The following is a 22,861-nucleotide window of genomic DNA, read 5'->3' on the forward strand; positions in this document are numbered from 1 at the left end:
GATAAAGTCACTGACAAATTACAAAAGATTTCTGATTTGGGTCTTGGATATTTGACATTGGGTGAAGCAACTCCGACATTATCGGGTGGTGAGGCGCAAAGACTTAAATTAGCCTCTGAAATTGGAAAATCCCAGAAAAATTCAATATTCATCTTTGATGAGCCGACAATAGGTCTTCATCCACTTGATGTGAAAGTGTTGATTGATGTTTTTGACCATTTAATAGAAAAGGGAGCTACGGTCATAGTAATTGAACATGACTTGGATTTGATTGCCAATGCTGATTATATTATTGACATGGGAATAAGTGATGATAATGTTGCTGGTGAAATCTTGGCTGAGGGCAGTCTTGAAACAGTTGTCTATTCCAAAAACAGTTTAACAGGTAAATATTTGGCCGAAAAAGAGTTATTTTAGTTTCATTAATAAAAAAATAAAAAAGAGTAAGGATATAAAATTTAGTCGTTAGCTAAATTGTCGAAATATCCTTGGATAAATACAACTGGAGTTCCTTTATCTCCGGAACCGCTTGTCAAGTCGCATAATGAACCGATTAAGTCGGTCAATACTCTTGGTGTAGTTCCTTCGGTAATCATTTGTCCAGTCAAGTCAGCATCTTTTTCTTTAATTTCTTTTTTAATTGCTTCTTTCAATTCGTCGCCTTTTAAGTCAGCGAATTTATTGTCAGAAACATATTTCAATTTGATTTCATTTGGATATCCTACTAATCCGCTGGTGTGTGCTGGTGATACAACAGGATCAGCTAATTCCCAAATCTTTCCAACAGGGTCTTTGAATGCTCCGTCACCGTAAACCATTACTTCAATTTGTTTGCCGGTAAGGTCAATCAGTCTTTTTTGAACTTCATTGACTAGTGTGTCGCCTGTTTTTGGGAATAATTTTAATTTTTCTTCTGTAGCTTTGTTGGAACCTAGCACTCCATAATCAGGATTGAAACCTGAATCTCCGATAGGTTCTGCTAAAACGTGATGTAATCCGTATACTGTAGCTCCTTCTGCTTTGAGTATTTTTATGGTTTTTTCTCTTGTGTGGATATCACAAGCTAAAATGTCTTTATTGTAATCAAGAATTGTTTTTATGTCGTTTGAGAATACAAATTCAACTTCACAGTCTTCTGCTTCGATTAATTCTCTGTAGAAGTCGATCATGTTGATTCCGGTAAATGGATGTTTCCATGACCCGAAGGTTTCATTATATTCTTCTTCGGTGATGACGCTTCCTAAATTGTATTCACTTTCATCTAAAACCTGTTCATCTAAAATGCCGTTTCCAACTTCATCTGCAGGGAATGATGTTAAAAGTGTAATCTTGTCCATTCCTCTAGCAATACCTTTTAAGATAATGGAAAATCTGTTTCTACTTAAAATAGGGTTTATTAAACCGATGTTTTTAGATGGGAATTTGTTTTGCACGTCTTGTGCAACATCATCTACGGTTACATAATTTCCTTCTGAAATAGCTACAACCGCTTCGGTAATTGCAACTACATCTTTGTCTTGGAATTCAAATCCTTCGCTTTCTTTACCTTGCATCAATGAATCTATGACTATGGTAGCCAGATCATCGTTTTCTTTAACAATTGGTGTTCTTATTCCACGTACTACAGTACCAACACATCTCATTTTTTATTACTCCTAATAAAATTATAAACATTTTTGTTAGATAAACCTAACAACCTATTAACTTTATATTTTTTAATAATATATATAGATTAAGTTTTAATGTTCATTTTTCATCTTGTACAACCCAAAAGGGAAATACATATATTAAAGTAAATTATATATAAATATATATAACTAGTTAAATGGAGGTAAAAAATATGAACGCTATTATTGCAGCAATTTTATCCTTTATAATTCCAGGATTAGGTCAAGCTGTTTCTGGTGACATTAAGAAAGGGGTAATTTTCTTTGTTATTGCATTAATTATGGGTCTTATCGCAGGTTTAATATTCCAAAGTTGGGTAATATATATTATAAATCTTGCAATTGCCGTATATGCTGCTTATGACGCATATCAAATGAACGCATAAGAAAAATTCAATAATCTTTCTTTTTATTTTTTTTTTAAATTTTCACAAAGGCAAACATTTTTTTGTAAACACTTCTATTCCAATTACATACAGTACGATACCAATCACTGCCAGAATAATGAAATCTCCTATATAATCACTTCCTGCAAGTATGTTGGAAGTGTTGAATAGGGTTGTTAGTGTGATATATTTCAATATCTCCAAATCCTCTGAAACTTTAATGAGCAAATTCACTATAAAGAAGAATAGGGGTATTCCACCGCCAATGATAAGTGAATGTTTTGAATTGTTGAATATGCATGATGCTACAAAACAGATTGAACTTATCGCAAAATGGAATAAGAACACTCCTACATTGAGCATTAGGAATGTATCCACATCTAGGGAATCCGGCTGGGTGATGTTGGCAACTGTAATTCCCACTATGCTTGCAATAATCCACATCAATAGAAGAGATAAAATGAGATATAACGCGCTGGATATTACGATATCCCTTCTGGATACGGGTGTTGAGAGATAATTTGCCATACTGCCGTCGTCAACTTTTGCTGCAATCAGATTATTTCCCACGATGATGGAATAAAGCATTGGAAACAATATTGCCATAAGAGCATAAAATGAGTTGGATAGGAATTCCACAAAAGTGGTTCCGGTAATGATATTCGATGCGAATGTGCCGTTCACGGCTGATTCAATGCCGACCATTGATGTTGGGGTGAATACAGTGGATATCACTGTTAGGAATGCGCACAGGATAATTGTAAATATTGCCAAAAATATTATATTTGATTTGATGGCCTGCTTAAAGTAAGGAATATTAATCATCGCCATCACCTTCGTAGAATTTCATGAAATACTCTTCAAGAGATTTTTCTTTCTCTTTTAAGTAGGTTAGATTGCAGGTTGACAAATCAGCTATGAGGACGTTGATGTTTTCATCGGTTATGGTTATGGATAACTCTTTTTCACGGCCTATGGTGGAATTAGGGTATGATTCGGCCATTTTTTTCAGGTCTTCGTCATTTTTAAATTTGGCGATGTATGTTTTCTCTTCATTGTTTCTCAAGGCATCCATATTCAGTTCCTTTATTAAATTTCCCTCTTTGACAATTCCGACCCTGTCGCATACTTTGCTTACTTCTTCAAAGATGTGTGAAGACATGAAGATTGTTTTTCCTTTTTGCTTTTCTTTTTCAACCAAATCTATAAATCTCTCTTGCATCAAAGGATCCAAACCGCTGGTCGGTTCGTCCAGCAGGATTACGTCCGGGTCGTGCATGAATGTTGCAACTATAGCTATTTTCTGTTTCATCCCTTTGCTCATTTTCTTGATGTTTGTATTGGGATTTATCTTAAAGTATTCGAGCAATTCATCAGCATAGTCAAATGATTTCATTTTGCGCATTTTTGAGATTAATTTTAGGTACTGGAGCCCGTTCATGTCATTGGGAAGTGCAATTTCACCGGCAAGGTATCCTGTAAATTCCTTTATTTTTTCTTTATCCTGCCAGGAGTCTAGGCTGTTAATTGTGATATTCCCGTCATCAGCTTTGCTGAATCCCATGATATGCCTCATTGTTGTTGACTTTCCGGCTCCATTTGGACCAAGAAAACCATAAACTTCGCCCTTTTTTATATTTAATGTCAAATCGAATATGCCCCTATGGTCGCCGTAATCCTTGGTTAAATGATTTATTTCTATCATTTCCTCACTTCCCATGTTTGAATGTTTAAATTATTTTTTTGGATATTTATATAATTTTTTCATTTCATCCATTTTGGAACCAATTCTTCAAAAGTTTAAATATTCATTGGATATAACTATTATTAGGTGATTAAATGGATAATAAAATTATTGCAATCATTGTTGCTGTCATAGCCGTTGTCGCTATTGGAGGATATTTCCTCCTGGGCAGCGGAAGTGACACAGTAACAATCGGATATTTACCGTCAGACCATGATGCAGCATTGTTTATTGCAGATGCACAAGGTAAATTCGCTGAAAAAGGAATCAACACAAAGCTGGTTCAGTTCAATAACGGAGGAGACTTGATGACTGCCATGGCCAGTGGGGATGTTGATGTGGGGTATGTAGGAATCACTCCCGTTTTGTCTTCAATCGAAAAGGGAGTCCCTGTGAAGGTCATTTCTGCAGCTCAGACTGAAGGAAGTGGAATAGTTGTTGCTAAAGACTCTGGAATCAACTCAGTTTCAGATTTGGCCGGCAAAAAAATAGCCACTCCTGGGGAAGCTTCAATCCAGCACATGCTGCTAACTTATTATTTGAAACAAAACGGCATGTCAATTGATGATGTTAAAGTTTCAGCAATGAAAGTTCCGTCAATGAATGATGCTCTTAAAACCAATAAGATTGATGGTATGATTACTTTCGAGCCTTACGTAACTATCGCTGAGGAAAACGGTGCGAAAGTATTGGTGGATTCATCCGATATCTTGCCGAACCATCCATGTTGTGTTGTTGTAGCTTCAGATGACTTCATTAAAAACCATGAGAACGAAACTAAAACCATTTTGGAAATTCATAAGGATGCCACAGCATTTGTCAATAACAATACTGATGAGGCTGCAGGCCTTTTACCTGCTGACATTGTAAAGGATGTTGAAGTGGAGAAAAAAGCCCTTGCAGGATTCCCATTAATATCTGGTTTGGATGATAATTATAAAAAGGATGTTATGGACTTTATGAATTTGGAAGTTGAATTGGGTGTTTTAAAGAAACCTATTTCACAAGATAAGATATTTTGGCAAAGTAGTTAATTTAACTACTCTTTTTTTCTTTTTGTTTTTTTTTGAATAATGTTTAAATACTATAAAAAATATAACAATTGTTATCATAATATGTTATTATGATCTATCAAATAATGGGAGGGTAATATATGTGTGAAATCTTTTGTTTTAATTCAAATACGCCAAAAAAAATTAATGAGTGCCTGCAATGTTTTTATAATCACTCTGAAGACCATCCGCACGGATGGGGATTAGCCAATATGCAATCAAATGAATTTGTTATAGATAAAGAACCTGTAAAAGCAACATGCAGTCAACACTTAAAGGACATATTGTCCCATCCCGTTATTGGTAAGAATGTATTCGCTCATATCAGATTAGCTACTGTAGGTGAAATTGTATCTCCCAATTGTCATCCGTTCACAAAAGCAGATGATAACAACAGGTCATGGATGCTGATTCATAATGGGACCATATTTGATTATCCGAAGCTTGACGAATACATAGATAAGGAAAGTGGCGACACTGATTCTGAGCGGATATTGTTATACATCATAGATAAAATTAATGAATTTGAAAAGTCTAAAGATGCACCATCAACAATAAAAGAGAGATTCAATATATTGACAGAAATTGTTGAAGACCTATCAAAAAACAACAAGTTAAATTTAATGATTTACGATGGTGACTTGACGTATATCCATTCCAATATGAAGGATTCACTTTATTATCTTAAAAACGAAGAAGGTTTCCTGGTTGCCACAACCCCCTTAACTGATGATGAAAATTGGAAACCTGCCGAGACAAATAAGTTATTCGGATTAATAGATGGAAATATCATTTTTGAAAGTGGAGAGCATGAAAACGAATTCATATTGACTGAAGAACATGAAAAATCAATGGATGACTTTTTAAAATCAATAACTAGAGATGAAATTAATGATTAATAGTGAATTAGTTAAAGACAAGTTGTATGAGGAGTTTATCAAACCAACAAATCAAAGAAAAAATTATATTGGTATAGAAATCGAAATTCCAATCATTAATCTTGAAAAGAAAGCTGTTGACTTCAGTGTTGTTCACCAGATTACACAAAAATTTTTGAATCAATTTGATGATTTCAAGGAAGATGGAATTGATTATGACGGCAATGCATATTCACTTAAAAATTCAAAAACCGACGATATTGTCTGTTATGACTGTTCCTACAACAACATTGAATTTGCGATGGGTAGAGAAAAGGATTTGTTTTCCATAAATGATCGCTTTTGTGAGTATTATTCATTTACAAAAGAAAGTTTTGAGGAATTTAACCATACATTAACTGGAATGGGCATAAATCCATATAGGAAATATAATAACCATATTCCAATTCCATCAGAACGCTATTTGATGTTATATCATCATTTGCAGTCTTTTGAAAATTATAGGGACTTGCCGTTTCCTTTCCATCAATATCCTGAATACGGGATGTTTTCATCTGCGTCTCAAGTGCAGTTAGATGTTTATAAGGATGAGTTGGTAAAAACAATCAATGTATTTTCAAAAATCGAGCCAATCAAGGCTTTGCTGTTTTCAAATTCTGTTCTGTTTGATGAAAACAAGCATCTGACATGTTTTAGGGATGTGTTATGGGAGTATTCTACTCATGGTGTCAATCCCCATAACATTGGAATGTATGATGTCGATTTTAAGGATGTTGCTGATTTGCATGCATATCTTGAATCTTTGAATATGTATTGCGTAATGCGCAGCGGAGTGTATATTAATTTTCCATCAATCAATGTTTTAGATTATTTCAAAGCGGAAAATGTCACTGGTGAAGCGTTCTGTGGTGGAGAATACAAGCAAATTGATGTAAAGCCTCGCATTGAAGATATAAAATATTTAAGGCCATTCAAATTTATCAATTTGACATTTAGGGGAACTGTTGAGTTTAGAAGCGTATGCACACAGCCAATCAAGGACTCAATGTCTGTAGCAGCATTCCATTTGGGCCTTAAGGAAAAGCTTGATGAATTGGAGGTGTTGATTGGTGGTGATGAAGTGATTTACCATAAGGGTTACACTGCAACAGAGCTTAGAAAGCTATTCATTCAGGACGAACTCCCCACCTTCGTTGATAAAAACGAATTATGTGGATTATGTGGTGATATTGTCGATTTGGCATCTGCAGGACTTGAAGAAAGGGGACTTGGTGAAGAAGTGTTTTTGAAACCTTTGTATGAACGTATAAAAAATCATACAAATCCTGGAAAAAATTTAATTAATTCATTGAACAATAATATAGAAATAGAAAAACTAATCGAAGAATACGGCAAACCATGTGATATATAGTGGGGGATTGAATGAACTTATTGAATTTATCAAAATTATCTTTGGATGAGATGTTATCCGGTTCATTTGGAATTGAATGGGAAAGTCTGCGTGCCAGAGGGGATGGAGAATTGGCTTTAACTCCACATCCTGAACTGTTTGGGGATAAGCTAAAAAATCCATTAGTTACCACTGACTTTTCAGAAAGCCAAATTGAGATAATAACTCCAACTTTCAACACTATTGATGAAACTTTCGATACATTCTCTTTGATTGCTGATTTGGTGAATGCATCACTTCCTTATGATGAATATCTTTGGTTTCAGTCAATTCCATGTATTTTGCCTTATGGAGACCAGATTCCAATAGCCCAATACTCTGGGGAAGGCAAGTCATCTCAGAGGTATCGTGAAGATCTGGCAAAGAAATATGGTCTTAAAAAGCAGATGATTTCTGGAATCCATTTCAACTTTTCATTTTCAGTTGAATTCCTAAAAAAGATTTATGAACTTGAGGAAAGCCCTTTGACATTCAAGGAGTTTAAGAACAATGTTTATCTCAAAATAGCCAGAAATTACCTTAGATACTGCTGGCTGATTATCTATTTGACAGGATGTTCAATAGGTTCCCACAATACGTTTTCCAAGGACTGCATTCGTCTGATGGATGCTGAAGATGATTACGGCAGCTTTTACTCAACCAAGGGACCTTCATTTAGAAATTCTTCCTGCGGATATAAGAATTTGAAGGAACTGCTTCCTTCTTATGAATCAGTAGATGCATTCGTAAACGATATCAATTCATTTATCGAAAATGGGGACCTGTCTGAAGCCAAGGAATTGTACACTCAAATTAGGTTAAAACCGAAAAACCCTCAGGACTTGTTGAATTCACTTAAAAATGATGGAATTGAATATATTGAGGTAAGGACTTTGGATGTCAATCCGTTTTATCAGTGCGGACTCATTAGGCAGGATATGAAGTTCCTGCATTTGTTTTTGATTTATATGTTCATTAAGGATGAAACGGATTATGCAGACTGGCAAAGGGAAGCCAAGATAAATGAAGAGAACACTGCTGAAAAGGCTTATGTGGATTCTATGAGATTGCTTAGGGATGGCAAGGAGGTTACCCTTAAAAGTTGGGCTTCCGAAATTATTAATGAGATGTATGGAATGTGTGAAGTGATGGGAGTTGACGAATTCAATATTCTAAATCTGATGCTCAACCGAATTTCAAATCCTGATTTAACCTATGGAAAAAGGCTATTGTTGCTGATTAAGGAAAAGGGTTTTATCAATACTCACATAGAGCTATCCAAAAATAATAAGAGAACAAGTGTCAGCAATCTAAAAAAGATAGATCCTGATGAATATAAACGAATCAAGAAATATGCGGACATGGCATTCTACAAGAAGTGAAATTAATTTTTTTAAATTATTATATAACGATTGTTAATAAAGGTGATGAAATGGATTTTCTAAGACAAACTGATGTTATCCAATGGGTGGACGGAGAGTATAAAACGATTAAAGAAAATAGCGTTGATGATGAATATACTTATCTTTTCATAGATTATCTGCCACCAAGGAAATTTTCCACTTATCCAAAGGATTTGGAGGATTTTGCAGTGGGGTACTGTCTTGGTGAAGGTTTGATTAAGGATTATTCTGACATTAATTCAATCAAGTTGGATGGGACAAACGTATTGGTTTCAACATATCTGAATCATGACCCTGAAGAGGATATGGAACAGGACGGCATTGTCCAAGAAAGAAAAGGGAATTGTGAACATGCATGCGTTTGCAGGCTTTTGGAGTATCAGGGAGTAAACTCTGATAATGCTGGAGGAATCCGGTCAGAGCTAAAAACTATTGAGCTTAACAATTCAGACCTTAAAATCAATGCAACACAAATCATTAAGGATATTAAACATTTGACCGATGAGGCAAAGATTTGGCAAAAAACCGCAGGGGTTCATGTTGCACAGCTGAAATATGAAGATAAAATCATCATTCGTGAAGATGTAAGTCGTCATGTTGCGGTCGACAAGGTAATTGGAGCTGCTGCAAAAGAGGGATATGACTTCAGCAAATGTTACATTTCCTACAGTGGACGGATGCCTGCAGACATGCTGATTAAAGTGATAAGGGTAGGAATTCCTATAATCATTTCAAATGCTTCTCCTGCATCATCAGGAATTGATGTGGCTCGTACGGGTAACATTACGATGATAGGTTTTGTAAGGGACAACAGATTTACTATATTCACAGCACCCGAACGTGTCGATTTGGAAAAATAGCTTTTTTTAAAAAATAAGGATTATAGATGCATCTGCATCTATTTAAATTTCTTCTAGACTGAAAGAAGCCAAGTCTAGCAAATCAAATGTTAATATTTTCGGAGCTACGGTAACTTTTCCGACTCCTGTTATTATTTTATATGCTTCAAATGCTTCCAAACACCCAATTAAATTTGGTGTAGGTCCGATAACAGGTGGAACTCCGGATGTTACATTCTTTAATGCTTCAATTGTTTCATCATTCAATTCTTTTCCAATTGAAGGTAGATTGAACATTTCTTCATATGTCTTTTCGCTGTTAGGCAAAAATACTGTAATTTGCCCCATTGTTCCGTGAATCGCACCGTGAACGTATGCAATTCCCTTTTCTTTAGCTTTCCTTGCCACGATAACTCTGGTGAGGACATTATCAAGAGCATCAATAACTATATCTGAATCTCCAATGACCTTGTCGATGTTTGTCTGGTCTATATGTTCGTTGAATATTGTAGTTTTGACATATGGATTGATTAATCTGACTTTTTCTGCAGCCACTGCGCTTTTGTCAAGGCCCAAATCTGCAATTGATGCTAATGTTTGTCTATTTAAATTCGATAAATCAAAAGCGTCTTTGTCAACCAAAACAAGCTCGCCAACACCCATTCTTGCAAGCATTTCAATGGTTTCTCCACCGATTCCGCCACAGCCGATGACTGTGATTTTTGCATCTTTAAATCTTTCCTGTTCGCTTCTTGTTACTATGCTCATTTGACGGGAAGCTATTTCCCAGTATCCGTCGCCTATGTATCTTGTTGGCATATTTTTCACCTAAATGTTTCTTCTTAGTTTCGGTAATGTTTCCATAAATTTGTCAAGTGCAAGGTCATAACTTTCCAAATCATGACCTTCAATTAATCCGTTTTCAAAAATTGTTATTTTATCCAATTCTATTTTTTCCTCATCGCAGGAAATTATATTTTCTGCATGTTTTTTTGTATGTTCGAGGTTTATTGTGAATGGGAGCTGGTATAAAAATGAATCTCCGTTATAGTCAATAGTGATGCTTTCATTATCATCAATTTGTGACAGATTTAGTGCAACTTTTCCAAATCCTTGCCTTTTTAATGCATCATTGATTTGATTATATTTACATTCACATAAAATTTCATTTACATCATCAACCTCAACTATACCAATTTCTCCAAAATCTCTAACTTTAACTATTTTGCAGCTTGTGTTTGATGAGATATAATCTTCAGCAGCACTGATTCTTTCAATTTTTTCACGGGTAGCGGGAGTGTTTGTAGGAATTCGGGTAGCAAGACAGGTAGTTGATCTAGAATAGGGAATGTTGTTTCTATTCAAATACTCATGAATTTCCTTTGAAGTCAATTTGGCTTCAATCAATGGTGTTTTGAAATTATTTTTATATGTTATGAGTATGCCCGGCCTGTCGTTAACCAAATCACTAATGTTATTGCCGTCGCAGATAAAATCAAAGCCTTTTTCAAGTGCCAACTGTTTAATTTGAGTATACATCAGGTTTCTGCATGTATAGCATCTGCTTGGAGAATTGGATAAGAACTCATCATCATCGTAAAAGTCAATATCAATAATCTCGAGGGATATTGCAAAAGACTGTGACATGTTTTTCACATGTTCAATAAAACCATTTGGGAACAGATGATTGTCAATTGTTATTGCTAATGTTTCTGATGCAACTTTTGAAGATAGATAAGCAATCAATGTTGAATCGGCGCCACCAGAAAAACCAATGGCTACTTTCTTATCTTTCAAAATGTTTTTTACAATATTAATTTTATCTTCAATAATCATTATATCCCTTTAAACGGCCATTATTCTTTTAAATGAGTTTTGCGCATCATGTATTTATGTTTTTCATAATATTTAGTTTTGGAGATTAAAAAAACAATTTTTATAAAATATTTATGAAAACGGGTTTCATGGAAAAAAGAAATTCTTTCGAAAATGCAACTATATAACAATAGTTATTTTTTCCATAAATACAGATAGTGTAATATATTATATAAATTTTTTTATATTGTTTTTAGCTTAAAATTTGATTATGATTACATTTAAATAGCAAGTTTAAACATAATCCATTTTTTTTAAATTCTTTAAATGTTTTTATAGAAAGATTTATATTGCCTCAAAATAATATAACAATCGTTAATTTTTGTGTATAAAAAGGCTATGAGGTAATTAAGGAAAGTTGGAAAGAGGTTGGATTTTTATTAAATTTGTTATCCTCTGGTTTCATTTGTATAAATGAGCCTGCCAATAAGGACAATAGTTGAAAAAAGCAAAAATTGTTAATAAAAATATTTAAAGTGGTATTGTGAGTTTTAATTTAAAATTTAAGGACATAGATGAAACTAGGGAATTAAGAGATGGAAATTATACGATAAATGATTTGTTGAAGGATTTGGATTTATCAGCTCAAACAATCGTTGCCAAACAAAACGGAGAGCTGACCCTTGAAGAAAGTGTAATAAATGACGGAGATGAAATAAAACTGGTTCAAATCATTTATGGAGGATAACTCATATTATTTAAGCTTTAAGAGGTGGTTTCATGTCTGATGAAAATGAAAAAAGGGTTTATAAGCTGCTTATTACTAAGGGAATTGATCCGGATGACCAATATGGGTTCTATAAGGAGAGAATAGATAGCCAAAATGATTTTTCATATATTGAATACAATACCTTGGAAAATGATTTGACTGATGATTTATTTAATGAGATTGATGTAATAGTATTGTTATTTGGCCTATATCATAATAATAAAGAGGTATTTGATGGATTGTTCGAAAAATACAAGGAATTCAATGTTCCCATACTTCTGATTCGCTTTTTTGGAATGGAATTTATTCTAAAAGAGTTGGAAGAGAAATCTGATGCTGTAGTTGGATGGAATCCTCATTGTATTGTTGATGCAATTGAAACTCTGGTGGATGGTGAGGATTGGATAAAACCATGCGATGTTGGTGAGGAATTTTAGTTTTTCGTTTAACTGTATCAAGCATTAATGGACTTTTTTTACAAAATATGGTAAAAATACTAGTCTTTTAGCGATTTTTTTAGAAATATTTAAATATGTTTTAAAGAAATAGTTAGATTGGGGATTCAAATATAACAATTGTTAATTCTATGTATATGTATTTATATTACATGTTTAATATTAATAATTGTAATTAATATAAATTAATTAACGGTGAATATAAAATGAATAAAAAAATAACTTTTATTTTAGTGTTGGCACTTGCTGCATTTCTAGTAATGGGTTCAGCTAGTGCAGGACTCTTCGACTTTTTAGGAGGGGGAGATGACACTGTAAAAATAGGATATTTACCTTCTGATCACGATGCAGCTTTATTTGTAGCTGACGCTCAAGGTTTATATGCTGAAAAAAACATTACTACTGAACTTGTACAATTCAACAACGGTGGAGACTTAATGACTGCTATGGCTAGTGGTGAAGTCGATGTTGGATATGTTGGAATCGCTCCTGTTTTGTCATCTGTTGAAAAAGGAGTTCCTGTAAAAGTTATTTCCTCTGCTCAAACTGAAGGTAGTGGAATTGTCGTAACTAAAAACTCCGGAATTCACTCCGCAGCTGACTTGAAAGGAAAATCAATCGCAACTCCTGGTGAAGCTTCAATTCAATACGTTTTACTTTCATATTACTTAAAACAGAATGGATTATCAACTGATGATTTGAACATTTCTGCAATGAAAGTTCCTTCAATGAATGATGCTTTAAAAACAGGTAAAATTGATGGAATCATCACTTTCCAACCTTACGTAAGCATTGCAGCAAATGACAGCAACAATCAAGTTTTAGCTGATTCATTAGCTATTTTGCCAAACCACCCATGTTGTGTAGTTGTTGCATCCGATGACTTTATCAAAAACCATAAGGATACTGCAAAAGACATCGTAGCTATTCATGAAAACGCAACTAACTTCATAAATGAAAACGTTAAAAACGGCAGTGCTGATAAGGTAGTTAAATTATTACCTGAAGACATTGTAGCAGATCCTGCTTTAGAAGCTCAATCCTTAGCAAGTTTCCCATTCATATCAGGTCTTGACAACAGTTTCAAAGCTGATGTGGATGCATTCCAAAAACTTGAAGTGGATATAGGTATTTTAAACAGTACTGCATCTCACAAGGACTTATACTGGGAAGCATAGTTTAATTACTATGCTTTAATTATTTTTTTTAAAAACTAGTTTTTTTCATATTCTTCTTTTAGTTTTTCCATAACCTGTTTGGTCTTTTCATCTGAAACCTTGTTGATTACCCTTTGATTTTCATATAACCTCTCTAGATAATCTTTTCTTTTGTCTTCATCGACTATTTTGTATCTTGAGAAGTTGGTGAGGGATTCAATCAGTCCGCCAAGGCCTCTGTTGAATGCCCTTGCGCTTTCATCGTTTATAACTAAATTTCGAATTTTTCCGGTTATGAAATAGATGCTGTTGTCGCCTTTGATTGGGAAATTTTCAGGAGTCTTAATGTCCACATCGCAAACGTCAACAATAATGTAAGCTGGAGTGTCTTTAATGGTAGGTATCTCAGTATCGTCGCAATAATATTCCTCGCCTAAGCAATTTAACATTGAATATGTAAAAACAAGAGGATCTTGCGTAATGTTACATGCATACTCTTTAGCATATAACATGTTTTCTAGTGTTTTTGAACCTTCAAATAAGTGGCATTGGACTTTGTCGTCGCCAAGGTATGTGAATCCGAATGGCGCCGCATTCTTTATTCCATCCTTACTTTCTGTGGTAAAGATGCATTCATATTGGAGGTTTTCTTCAATACCTACTTTTCCTAAATCGAAATTCATAGTTTCTCCACGCAAGTATTGTTTTAAAAAAAGAAAAAAAGAGTTAATTTCTCATAAGAGAAATTATAATTTGATTTTAATATCGAGAGCACTTGAGCCTTCTTCGTAAACGAATATTGGGTTGATGTCAAGCTCTGATATTTCAGGGAAGTCTAAAGTTAATCTGGCTACTCTTTTAATAGCTTCTTTGACTTCTTCAACATCGCAAGGTGCTTCTCCTCTGTATCCTGCAAGCAATTTGGATACTTTGGTTTTGTCGATTTGCTCATCGATTTCTTGAGAGGTCATTCCTTTTGCGAGGTTGAATTCCACATCTTCGATAAGGTTTACATAGATTCCACCCATACCGAATGCAATCATTGGTCCGAACTGTTTGTCTCTGATCATACCGACGATGACTTCTTCACCTGAATCCATCATTTTCTGTACTTCGACACCATCAGGAACAATATCCGGATGAGCTGCTTTAGCGTTTGCAATGATTTCTTCGTATGTTGCTTTTGCTTCTTCAGCAGAGGATATTCCTACTTTTACGCCACCAATATCTGATTTGTGTAAAATTTTGTCAGATGCGATTTTAAGCACAACTGGGAATTCCATTTCTTCTGCGAGTTTGGCAGCTTCATCAGCACTTGTTGATAATTTGATAGGTGCTGCTGAAATTCCATATGCTTCAGCAACAGCGTATGCTTCACTACCAAGCAATGTGTCTCTTCCGTCAGCTTTAACTTTATCAAAGATTGCAGCTACTGCATCCTTGTCAACGTCATCCACTTTTTCTACAACGTCATCATACACTCTGTCTTCTAATCTTGCATATCTTGTCATTGCTTCGAGTGCAGTTACTGCTGTTTCTGGGAATACGTAGGTTGGAACTCCATTGTCTCTTAAAGCTTCGTTTGCAGCTTCAAATGATGGTCCTCCCATGTTCACAACAATGATTGGTTTGTCGAATTCTTTTCTTTCTTCCAAGATAGCATTTGCAATTCCGTCAGGATCTGCAGATGCGGTAGGACATACCATAATGATTAAACTGTCAACTTCATCCTGGCTCAATACGATTTCCAAGGATTCTTTGTATCTGCTTACAGGTGCGTCACCCAATACGTCAATAGGGTTTTTAGCACTACCTTCTTCAGTAACGCATTCTTTTAATCTTGCAGTGGTTTCTTCATCGAATTTTACAAGGTTCAAACCTACTTTTTCCATTGCGTCTACGGTAAGTACTCCTCCACCACCTGCATTGGTGATGATGGCTACGTTGTCACCTTTTGGAAGAGGTGCTTTTGAGAATGCTAATCCTAAATCGAATAGTTCGGCCATTGTTTCTACACGCATGATTCCGGATTGGCGGAATGCGGTATCAAATGCCAAGTCACTGCCTGCAAGTGCTCCTGTGTGTGAGGAAGCAGCTTCTGCTCCTGCAGAACTTGAACCTGATTTGAGAACGATGATTGGTTTTTTAAGAGCGGTTTCTCTCATGGTTCTTACAAAGTCTTCATCATCAGAAATGGATTCTAAATAACAGATGATTACTTTAGTTTCATCATCTTCGGCCAAGTATTGTAATAATTCGATTTCACTTACGCCCGCTTTGTTACCTAAACTGATTACTTTACTGAATCCGATACCAGAGGTTACACTCCAGTCGATAATAGCTACCATCATAGCTCCACTTTGTGAAATAAATGCCATGTTTCCTGTTGGTGGCATCATTTGTGAAAATGATCCGTTTAATGGAGTGTGTGAGTCAGTTATTCCTAAACTGTTTGGTCCAATAATGTTTATACCATATTTTTCACCAAGAGCTGTTAATTCAGCTTCTAATTTAGCTCCTTCTTCACCGACTTCTTTAAAACCGGCAGTGATAACTACCATGTTTTCAACGCCAACTTCACCACATTCCTCAACTGCAGTGTTAACGAATACTGAAGGAATTGTAATTATCGCTAAATCTACTTTTCCTGGCACGTCTTTAATGTTTGCGTATGCTTGTTTTCCTAAAATTTCTCCGCCTTTCGGATTTACAGGATAGATTTCGCCTTCAAACCCATCATTGATAAGGTTGTCAACAATAATGTATCCTACTTTTCCTGGGGTATTGGAAGCACCAATAACAGCCACAGATTCAGGTTTAAACATTTTATTGAGATCTATCATATGCTTTTCTCCTTATAATTTCTTGTTAATATCACTAATTTATAATGATAAATAATTAACAATTATTATAATTGTATATTGGGTGATATTGTTATTTAAATATATTGTTGTTTTTCTTTATAAATCTTGTATTATTGTCCTTTTTAATTAATAATTTTTTACCACTTTTTTATAAAAATAAGACTGTTTTTATTAAATTTTTTTCAGCTATTTTTGTGATGATTTTAATATTTTCATGAAACTTTTATAATATAGGATTTTTATAAATATATAGTAATAATAAAATTTTGATATTATAATTTTTTAAAAATTATAGTATATGCAGTTAAGAGGAATAATATGAGCTTAATAATTGCTTACATTGGTAAAAAAGGCTGTGTTATGGCAGCAGATAAAAGAAAAATTGGTTATTTCGGAGATAAAGAAAATTTAAAAACTTTGGAAGACGAATTATACCACGGAATGATCAATGGTGATGAAGCATTTAAAAAAAGAGCTGAAGAATTAGGTATTTCCATAAAAATTACAGATGACGCTTCAAAATTAAAAATCGTCGGAAACTGCGTAAGAGGAGAAGTCAGCACCAAAGGAACCTTTGAAACAAAACGTAGAAGAATCTACGGAACCACCAATGGTTTCCAATTAGTTGAATTGCTGGGTTCTGAGGTTTCCTCCCGTAAGGCTGGTGAAACCGGAATCATAATTTTCGGAAACAATTTTGCCAAAAAAATGGCAGAGAGTTTAATTTCAAAAAAATTCAAGCCATCTTCTAGCCTGAAGGCAAAGGGAGAACAGTTTGAGGAGTTCATAAAAGAGGTTGCATCCAAAACCCCTACAGTGGGTAATAATGTGGATATCCTAAAGCAGGAACCTATTTTCAATCCTTCCGAAGCTCAAAAACATTTGAATGTGACAATTGACAATGACGTTAAGGTATTGGTTAAATTCAGACAATCATTAACAGAACAAATCGTTCAGCAAAGCATTGAAATTGAAATGGCCAACAAAATCATCAACAAGGGAGATATAGGCCGCGTTGTTTCTGTTGACGGAAATATCCTGTATGTTCAACTGAACAGCAAAACACAGGCATTGGATGGAAATTGGAAACAATTGGCTGCTCCGGGTCAGAATGTCATCATGTTCACTGAAAGCAATAATGTAAATGTTGGTGATGAAGTTACTATTGAAAATGAGGATTTACGCCTTAAAAAAGACAAATCTTCATTAAAATGTGATGTAATATTGTGTTCATTATAATCAAGGGGATTTAAATGAAATTAACATTTTTAGGTAGTGGTGGTGGAAGGTTTTCCGCTATCTCTCAAAGAAGAATGACTGGAGGTTTCCGGATAGACAACCTCAACGGTAAAAACTACCATATAGACCCAGGTCCAGGTGCGCTTATAAGGACCTATCAGTTCGGTTTTGATCCCCGCAACCTCAGTGGAGTATTTGTTTCACACGCACATACAGACCATTACAATGATGCGGAAATCCTCATAGAGGCAATGACAAGGGGAATGACAAAACACAACGGCACAATTTTTGGAAGCACCAGCGTTTTGGACGGTTTTGAAAAATGGGGACCATGCATTTCATCCTATCATCAGTCCAAATCCAACAAGGTGATATTAAAACCGGGAGAGGTCGTTGAAACCGATGGATTTAAGGTTAAGGGAACCAAGACAATTCACGGAGACCCTGCAGGTGTAGGATTCCAGATAGATTATAACGGTTTCAAGCTTTCCTACACTTCAGATACAGGCTATTTCGATGAGCTGGCAGAATACCATGAAGGTGCAGACATTTTGATATCCAGCGTATTGAGGCCTGGAAACAAATCAATTTATGGGCATATGTGTTCCCGTAACTTCATAGATTTGATTAATGAAGTGAAACCTAAAGTTGCCGTAATGACTCATTTGGGCCTTAAGATGATTTCTTCAAATCCGGTTACCGAAGCTAAAAAGATTTCAAAGGAAACTGGAGTGAAGGTAATTGCCGCATTTGATGGATTGTCATTCAACGTCAACTACAGCAATCCAAAAAGGTTTAGACTGATTTCACTTAAGGATGCGGAATCTCAAAATCATAGCACTTCACACGCATTATTCAACAGCGAAAGAAGAAACTCCTATCAGACAGCCCTTAAGAATAATGAGTTTGATGAGCTTTCAATAATAAAAAAAGGTAAAAATTAAATTTTTAAGTTTGTAGGGTGGATAAATCCTGAACGAATCATATGGTCTGCAAGAACGATTGCAGTGCTTGATTCTGCTACAACTGTCACTCTAGGACAGATGCAGGGGTCATGTCTTCCTTTAATTTCTATTTTTTTGTTTTCTTTTGTGTTCAGGTCAATTGAATCCTGACACTTTGAAATAGATGGGGTCGGTTTTATGGCTATTCTGGAAACTATAGGCATTCCATTGCTCATTCCACCGATGATTCCTCCGGAATTGTTTGTTTTTGTTATTATCTTATCATTTTCAACGGTATACTCGTCATTGATTTGGGATCCGAAGTGATTTGCCACATCAAATCCGAGGCCAATTTCAACTCCCTTGACAGCGCCGATGTTCATGAGAATCCTTGCAAGGTCCCCATCGAGCCTTTCGAAAACGGGTTCGCCAAGACCTGCAGGCACATTGACAGCTATTGTTTCTACAATTCCTCCAACGGAATCTCCTTCTTCTTTTTTGGCAAGAATCAGTTCTTCCATTTCTTTTGCGGCTTTCAAATCACCGCATCTTACAGGATTCTTTTCGATGTTTTCCTTGATTGTATCATAATCCTGAGGCTCTGCAACAATATCTCCAATCTGGGTTACATGTGAGAATATTTCAATGTTTTGTGTTTTTAAGAGTTTTTTAGCTATTGCGCCACCAATAACATGTCCGATGGTTATTCTTCCGCTTCCACGACCGCCTCCGTTGTAGTCGTAGTTCCCGTATTTCATCATCCATCCGAAGTCTCCATGGGATGGGCGTGGGGTGTCCTTAAACATGGAATAGTCCTTTGAATGCTGATTCTTGTTGAAGATGACTCCGGTAATTGGGGTTCCATCTGTTTTCCCTTCAAAGATTCCTGAAAGGATTTGGACTTCATCTGCTTCCTTTCTTGGAGTGGTTACGCTGCTTGTTCCTGGTTTTCTTTTATCGAGCTCCTTTTGAATATCTTCCTGGCTCAATTCAAGATTTGCTGGGCATCCATCAACAATAGCTCCGACAGCTACTCCATGGCTTGTTCCAAAACTTGTTATTCTAAATTTTTCTCCAATTGAATTTGACATGTTTGGCCTCTTTTTAATGATATGGGAATATTTATTTTTTAAATTATATATTAATTTAGTAAAAATTTTAAATATTTTCAAATTAAAACTAATAATCAAGTGATTATTATGGAATTTCCAACTACAAGAATGAGAAGGCTTAGAAAAAATGCCAAAATACGTGACATAGTTCGTGAAACTAAACTTCAAAAAGAAGACCTGATTTATCCGATTTATTTTAAGGAAGAACTTGAGGGCGATGAAAAAGAGGAAATCTCATCCCTTCCAGGTGAGTTCAGATATTCTCTGGAAAGCGGAGTCGAATTTGCAAAGCAATTGGAAGAAAAAGGATTAAAATCAATTATCGTCTTTGGAATACCTGCAGAAGACACCAAGGATGAAATAGCTTCTCCGGATTATGCAGCGACAGGCATTGTTCAAAAGGCAGTTCGCCGCCTTAAAAAGGAAACCAATCTGGTTGTAATTACTGATGTTTGTTTATGCCAATACACTTCTCATGGTCATTGTGGCATGATTGTCGAAAATGAGGACACAGATGATGGAATTGAAATATTGAATGACGAATCCCTGCCTTACATTGCAAAGGTAGCACTTTCCCATGCCGAAGCCGGTGCAGACATTGTAGCGCCTTCAGACATGATGGATGGAAGGGTAAAGGCCATAAGGGAAAAATTGGATGAAAACGGATTTTACAATGTTATGATCATGTCATATTCCGCAAAATATGCATCTGCATTTTATGAACCTTTCAGAGTAGCGGCATGTTCTTCACCTCACCTTGGAGACAGGAAATCCTATCAAATGGATCCGGCCAATGCTGTTGAGGCAATTCGCGAATGCGAGCTTGATGTGATAGAAGGCTGTGATTTCTTGATGGTAAAGCCTGCACTTCCATACTTGGATGTTGTCCGTATGGTTCGCGACGAATTCATGCTTCCTTTAGTTGCATATAACGTAAGCGGAGAATATGCAATGCTTATGGCAGCAATCGAAAAAGGATTTTTAACAGAAAGGGCAATTTTGGAATCATTGCTTTCAATCAAAAGGGCTGGAGCAGACCTAATAATCACTAATTTCGCACCATATTTACTTCTCAATGAGTTGATAGAATGAATGCTGATGAAATAGCAAAAATTGCACAGATTGCTTCAGCACTTGAAGTGAGCGGATATCCGAAGCCTGGAAATGTCCATAGAACCCGTGATTATGATGATATGGAATTTGAGGATTTCATAATAAGCGGAATTGTCATCGGGGATACAATACGTGAAGCATGTACAGATGTCAATATAGAAAGTCCGGAGCTCGGCAAATACATCCTGCAGGCAGTAGCCGAAACAGACAGATGGATTAAGAACAACACAAACCTTGGAATTGTGATGATGACAACCCCTATTGCGGTTGCAGCAGCAATAAGCGATTCTTTTGATGATATAAGGGAAAACGTCAAGCTGCTGATGGCCAACACTTCAGTTGATGATGCATGCGATCTCTATGATGCAATCAACATTGCAGATGCCGGAGGAATGGGCGATCAGGATGAGTATGATGTAGCAAGCGACAATGCCAAAAACGAATTGAGGGAGAATAACCAGACAATGTTTGATGTTTTGAAAATCTCAGCTCCGTGGGATATGCTGGCCCGTGAAATGACATCAGACATGCCCGCTGTATTTGAAATAGGCTATCCTACATATCATGAACTTAAAGAAGAGAATTCACATAACGATTCCTGCGTTTTGACATTCCTGACAATATTGTCCCAGGTTCCTGACACTTTGATTTCAAGAAAATACGGTAATGATGAGGCTTTAAAGATATCCATGATGACCAGGGATTTGCTTAACTTAAAAGACCAGCCTGATTTCAAAGAACGGCTTGCCGAATTTGACGATTACCTATATAAAAACAAGTACAATCCTGGAACTACTGCTGATTTGACTGCAGCATCAATTTTTGTAAGTTATCTGAAATCCAATTTTTAAGCAGGGAATGGTTTTTTCCTGATTTATTTTAATTTATATTAATGATTCAAATGTTTACATATCCTAGAGAATTGAGACGAAAAGATTTAAAGAAGATATCCAAGTATCCCTGTGATGACAAGATAAAGGATGCCTACACCAAATATCTGACAAATTACTCTTTTAAGGAATTTGCAGAATTCTGTGAGGAAAATGATGGGGATTTGGAAGCTCTAATTTTCAAATTCACTGATTTGCAGCTGGAAAAGTTCGAACCGAACTCCCTAATCTGGATTTCCCATGTGCTGATTAACTTTTTGATTTACTTCAATGTTAATCTGGATTACGGAAATTATTATGACGCTTATGCATCTGCCCTTCAGTTCACTGTCCTGTTTTTCGCAATGAGCATGCTGCTTAAAAAACTGGACTTTGAAGATATTGAATTGCCTGAGCATTCCAGGAATTGCTTTGAAAAATTCTTTAATGAATGTCCAGACTTTAGATTTAACCTGAAAAATGATTGCAATCTGGCGTATAAGTCATTCAATAATGATTTTGAATTTACAAGCGATGAATTTTTCATCAAGATTAAAGGACACTTTGAAGAGTGCGGTTACTGCTAATGGAGTATAGTTCATTCATCGTATCTTTCGTTTAGTGTCGATGGTTTGATTAACTATTTATGGAACAAAAATTAAACATTTATATGTCTATATTAGAATTTCTAAAATTCAAAAGGATTATGAGGTATTGAAATGGAAATTGAATTTGATAAAACCAAAACTTACCCTCCTTTGATTGAGGATCTGGTCAATGAATTGTTAAAAGACGATTTTGTGCACTTTAAGATTTTATGTGCAAATGAAGTTCATCATTTTAGCAAGGATGAGGACACCATCATCAAATTTGAACAGACCTACGTAAAGGAAACAAGGGATAATGGGGATATGCTTTATATAGCCTATCCGGACATATTCAGGGTTAAGCTATACAGGGATATGTCACAATATCTTGAAGATGAAAAGAAAGCTGATGCTTTCAACGATTTTGACTGGACAGGTAATAGAATTATATTCTAATTACTTATTTTTCTATTTTTTTTAATTTTTACACTACCTTTATTAATCATTTAAAACATATATTATCATATTATTAATCTTAA

General features: G+C 35.4%; 23 protein-coding genes and 1 pseudogene. 16 read left to right on the forward strand and 8 right to left on the reverse strand.

Annotated features, from left to right (window positions below):
- Positions 1-417, forward strand: a pseudogene (locus Q0W25_RS06155) (excinuclease ABC subunit UvrA); the annotation flags it as partial.
- Positions 418-458: 41 nt separating this feature from the next.
- Here the strand turns inward: Q0W25_RS06155 and Q0W25_RS06160 are convergent.
- Positions 459-1,643, reverse strand: a complete 1,185-nt coding sequence (locus Q0W25_RS06160; RefSeq protein WP_298520241.1) for a coenzyme F420-0:L-glutamate ligase — start codon at positions 1,641-1,643, stop codon at positions 459-461.
- A gap of 197 nt (positions 1,644-1,840) precedes the next feature.
- Here Q0W25_RS06160 and Q0W25_RS06165 point away from each other — a divergent pair, with 197 nt between their 5' ends.
- Positions 1,841-2,053 carry a hypothetical protein gene (locus tag Q0W25_RS06165; RefSeq protein ID WP_298520244.1) on the forward strand — a complete coding sequence of 71 codons (213 nt, stop codon included), beginning with the start codon at positions 1,841-1,843 and terminating at the stop codon, positions 2,051-2,053.
- Between the two features lie 42 nt (positions 2,054-2,095).
- Here Q0W25_RS06165 and Q0W25_RS06170 read toward each other — a convergent pair whose 3' ends face one another.
- Positions 2,096-2,878, reverse strand: a complete 783-nt coding sequence (locus Q0W25_RS06170; protein WP_298520247.1) for an ABC transporter permease subunit — start codon at positions 2,876-2,878, stop codon at positions 2,096-2,098.
- A complete protein-coding gene (locus tag Q0W25_RS06175; RefSeq protein ID WP_298520250.1) occupies positions 2,871-3,758 on the reverse strand; it encodes an ABC transporter ATP-binding protein in 888 nt (295 codons plus the stop codon). The genes Q0W25_RS06170 and Q0W25_RS06175 overlap by 8 nt, the downstream gene beginning before the upstream one ends.
- Before the next feature lie 134 nt (positions 3,759-3,892).
- On the opposite strand from Q0W25_RS06175, the gene Q0W25_RS06180 reads away from it, so the two are divergent.
- From Q0W25_RS06180 to fdhD, 5 genes are all read left to right on the forward strand, one after another.
- Positions 3,893-4,831 carry an ABC transporter substrate-binding protein gene (locus Q0W25_RS06180; protein WP_298520253.1) on the forward strand — a complete coding sequence of 313 codons (939 nt, stop codon included), beginning with the start codon at positions 3,893-3,895 and terminating at the stop codon, positions 4,829-4,831.
- Positions 4,832-4,950: 119 nt separating this feature from the next.
- Entirely contained in the window at positions 4,951-5,748 is a 798-nt protein-coding gene (locus Q0W25_RS06185) for a class II glutamine amidotransferase (protein WP_298520256.1), read from the forward strand.
- Entirely contained in the window at positions 5,741-7,138 is a 1,398-nt protein-coding gene (locus tag Q0W25_RS06190) for a hypothetical protein (protein WP_297826986.1), read from the forward strand. Before Q0W25_RS06185 ends, Q0W25_RS06190 begins: the two co-directional genes overlap by 8 nt.
- 11 nt (positions 7,139-7,149) lie before the next feature.
- The gene (locus Q0W25_RS06195; RefSeq protein ID WP_298520260.1) at positions 7,150-8,538 is read left to right on the forward strand and encodes a glutamate--cysteine ligase; all 1,389 of its coding nucleotides are present in this window, start codon (positions 7,150-7,152) and stop codon (positions 8,536-8,538) included.
- A gap of 50 nt (positions 8,539-8,588) precedes the next feature.
- A complete protein-coding gene (gene fdhD, locus Q0W25_RS06200) occupies positions 8,589-9,419 on the forward strand; it encodes a formate dehydrogenase accessory sulfurtransferase FdhD (protein ID WP_298520263.1) in 831 nt (276 codons plus the stop codon).
- A 42-nt stretch (positions 9,420-9,461) separates the two neighbouring features.
- Here fdhD and Q0W25_RS06205 read toward each other — a convergent pair whose 3' ends face one another.
- Together Q0W25_RS06205 and Q0W25_RS06210 are read right to left on the reverse strand one after the other, a co-directional pair.
- Positions 9,462-10,217, reverse strand: a complete 756-nt coding sequence (locus Q0W25_RS06205) for a HesA/MoeB/ThiF family protein (RefSeq protein WP_298520266.1) — start codon at positions 10,215-10,217, stop codon at positions 9,462-9,464.
- Between the two features lie 9 nt (positions 10,218-10,226).
- Positions 10,227-11,234 (reverse strand): ATP-binding protein, encoded by a 1,008-nt coding sequence (locus Q0W25_RS06210; RefSeq protein ID WP_298520269.1) that lies wholly within the window; start codon positions 11,232-11,234, stop codon positions 10,227-10,229.
- A gap of 523 nt (positions 11,235-11,757) precedes the next feature.
- On the opposite strand from Q0W25_RS06210, the gene Q0W25_RS06215 reads away from it, so the two are divergent.
- The 3 genes from Q0W25_RS06215 (at position 11,758) to Q0W25_RS06225 (ending at position 13,615) form a co-directional block, all read left to right on the forward strand.
- Positions 11,758-11,961, forward strand: coding sequence for a MoaD/ThiS family protein (locus Q0W25_RS06215; protein WP_297826970.1), 204 nt, complete (start codon positions 11,758-11,760; stop codon positions 11,959-11,961).
- A gap of 32 nt (positions 11,962-11,993) precedes the next feature.
- Positions 11,994-12,419: a nuclease gene (locus tag Q0W25_RS06220; RefSeq protein ID WP_298520272.1), complete on the forward strand. Its 426-nt coding sequence runs from the start codon at positions 11,994-11,996 to the stop codon at positions 12,417-12,419.
- Positions 12,420-12,643: 224 nt separating this feature from the next.
- Positions 12,644-13,615, forward strand: a complete 972-nt coding sequence (locus tag Q0W25_RS06225) for an ABC transporter substrate-binding protein (RefSeq protein WP_298520275.1) — start codon at positions 12,644-12,646, stop codon at positions 13,613-13,615.
- 35 nt (positions 13,616-13,650) lie between these two features.
- On the opposite strand, the gene Q0W25_RS06230 is transcribed toward Q0W25_RS06225, so the two are convergent.
- Together Q0W25_RS06230 and acs are read right to left on the reverse strand one after the other, a co-directional pair.
- Positions 13,651-14,277: a DUF447 domain-containing protein gene (locus tag Q0W25_RS06230; protein ID WP_298520278.1), complete on the reverse strand. Its 627-nt coding sequence runs from the start codon at positions 14,275-14,277 to the stop codon at positions 13,651-13,653.
- A gap of 63 nt (positions 14,278-14,340) precedes the next feature.
- The gene (acs, locus tag Q0W25_RS06235; RefSeq protein ID WP_297826957.1) at positions 14,341-16,437 is read right to left on the reverse strand and encodes an acetate--CoA ligase alpha subunit; all 2,097 of its coding nucleotides are present in this window, start codon (positions 16,435-16,437) and stop codon (positions 14,341-14,343) included.
- 339 nt (positions 16,438-16,776) lie between these two features.
- Here acs and Q0W25_RS06240 point away from each other — a divergent pair, with 339 nt between their 5' ends.
- Entirely contained in the window at positions 16,777-17,697 is a 921-nt protein-coding gene (locus Q0W25_RS06240) for a DUF2121 domain-containing protein (protein WP_298520282.1), read from the forward strand.
- A gap of 14 nt (positions 17,698-17,711) precedes the next feature.
- Complete coding sequence (locus Q0W25_RS06245) at positions 17,712-18,641, forward strand: MBL fold metallo-hydrolase (protein WP_298520284.1); 930 nt, start codon at positions 17,712-17,714, stop codon at positions 18,639-18,641.
- Here Q0W25_RS06245 and aroC read toward each other — a convergent pair.
- Positions 18,638-19,732, reverse strand: coding sequence for a chorismate synthase (aroC, locus tag Q0W25_RS06250; RefSeq protein ID WP_298520287.1), 1,095 nt, complete (start codon positions 19,730-19,732; stop codon positions 18,638-18,640). The genes Q0W25_RS06245 and aroC overlap by 4 nt on opposite strands.
- A 108-nt stretch (positions 19,733-19,840) precedes the next feature.
- Between aroC and hemB the strand changes: the two genes are divergently transcribed.
- The 4 genes from hemB (at position 19,841) to Q0W25_RS06270 (ending at position 22,778) form a co-directional block, all read left to right on the forward strand.
- Positions 19,841-20,845 carry a porphobilinogen synthase gene (gene hemB / locus Q0W25_RS06255; protein WP_298520290.1) on the forward strand — a complete coding sequence of 335 codons (1,005 nt, stop codon included), beginning with the start codon at positions 19,841-19,843 and terminating at the stop codon, positions 20,843-20,845.
- The gene (locus tag Q0W25_RS06260) at positions 20,842-21,717 is read left to right on the forward strand and encodes a triphosphoribosyl-dephospho-CoA synthase (RefSeq protein WP_298520293.1); all 876 of its coding nucleotides are present in this window, start codon (positions 20,842-20,844) and stop codon (positions 21,715-21,717) included. Before hemB ends, Q0W25_RS06260 begins: the two co-directional genes overlap by 4 nt.
- 41 nt (positions 21,718-21,758) lie before the next feature.
- The gene (locus Q0W25_RS06265; protein WP_298520295.1) at positions 21,759-22,322 is read left to right on the forward strand and encodes a hypothetical protein; all 564 of its coding nucleotides are present in this window, start codon (positions 21,759-21,761) and stop codon (positions 22,320-22,322) included.
- A 132-nt stretch (positions 22,323-22,454) separates the two neighbouring features.
- Positions 22,455-22,778 carry a hypothetical protein gene (locus Q0W25_RS06270; RefSeq protein ID WP_297828281.1) on the forward strand — a complete coding sequence of 108 codons (324 nt, stop codon included), beginning with the start codon at positions 22,455-22,457 and terminating at the stop codon, positions 22,776-22,778.
- Positions 22,779-22,861: the final 83 nt, after the last annotated feature.

The sequence above is a fragment of the uncultured Methanobrevibacter sp. genome, assembly GCF_947166415.1.
GTDB lineage: Archaea > Methanobacteriota > Methanobacteria > Methanobacteriales > Methanobacteriaceae > Methanocatella.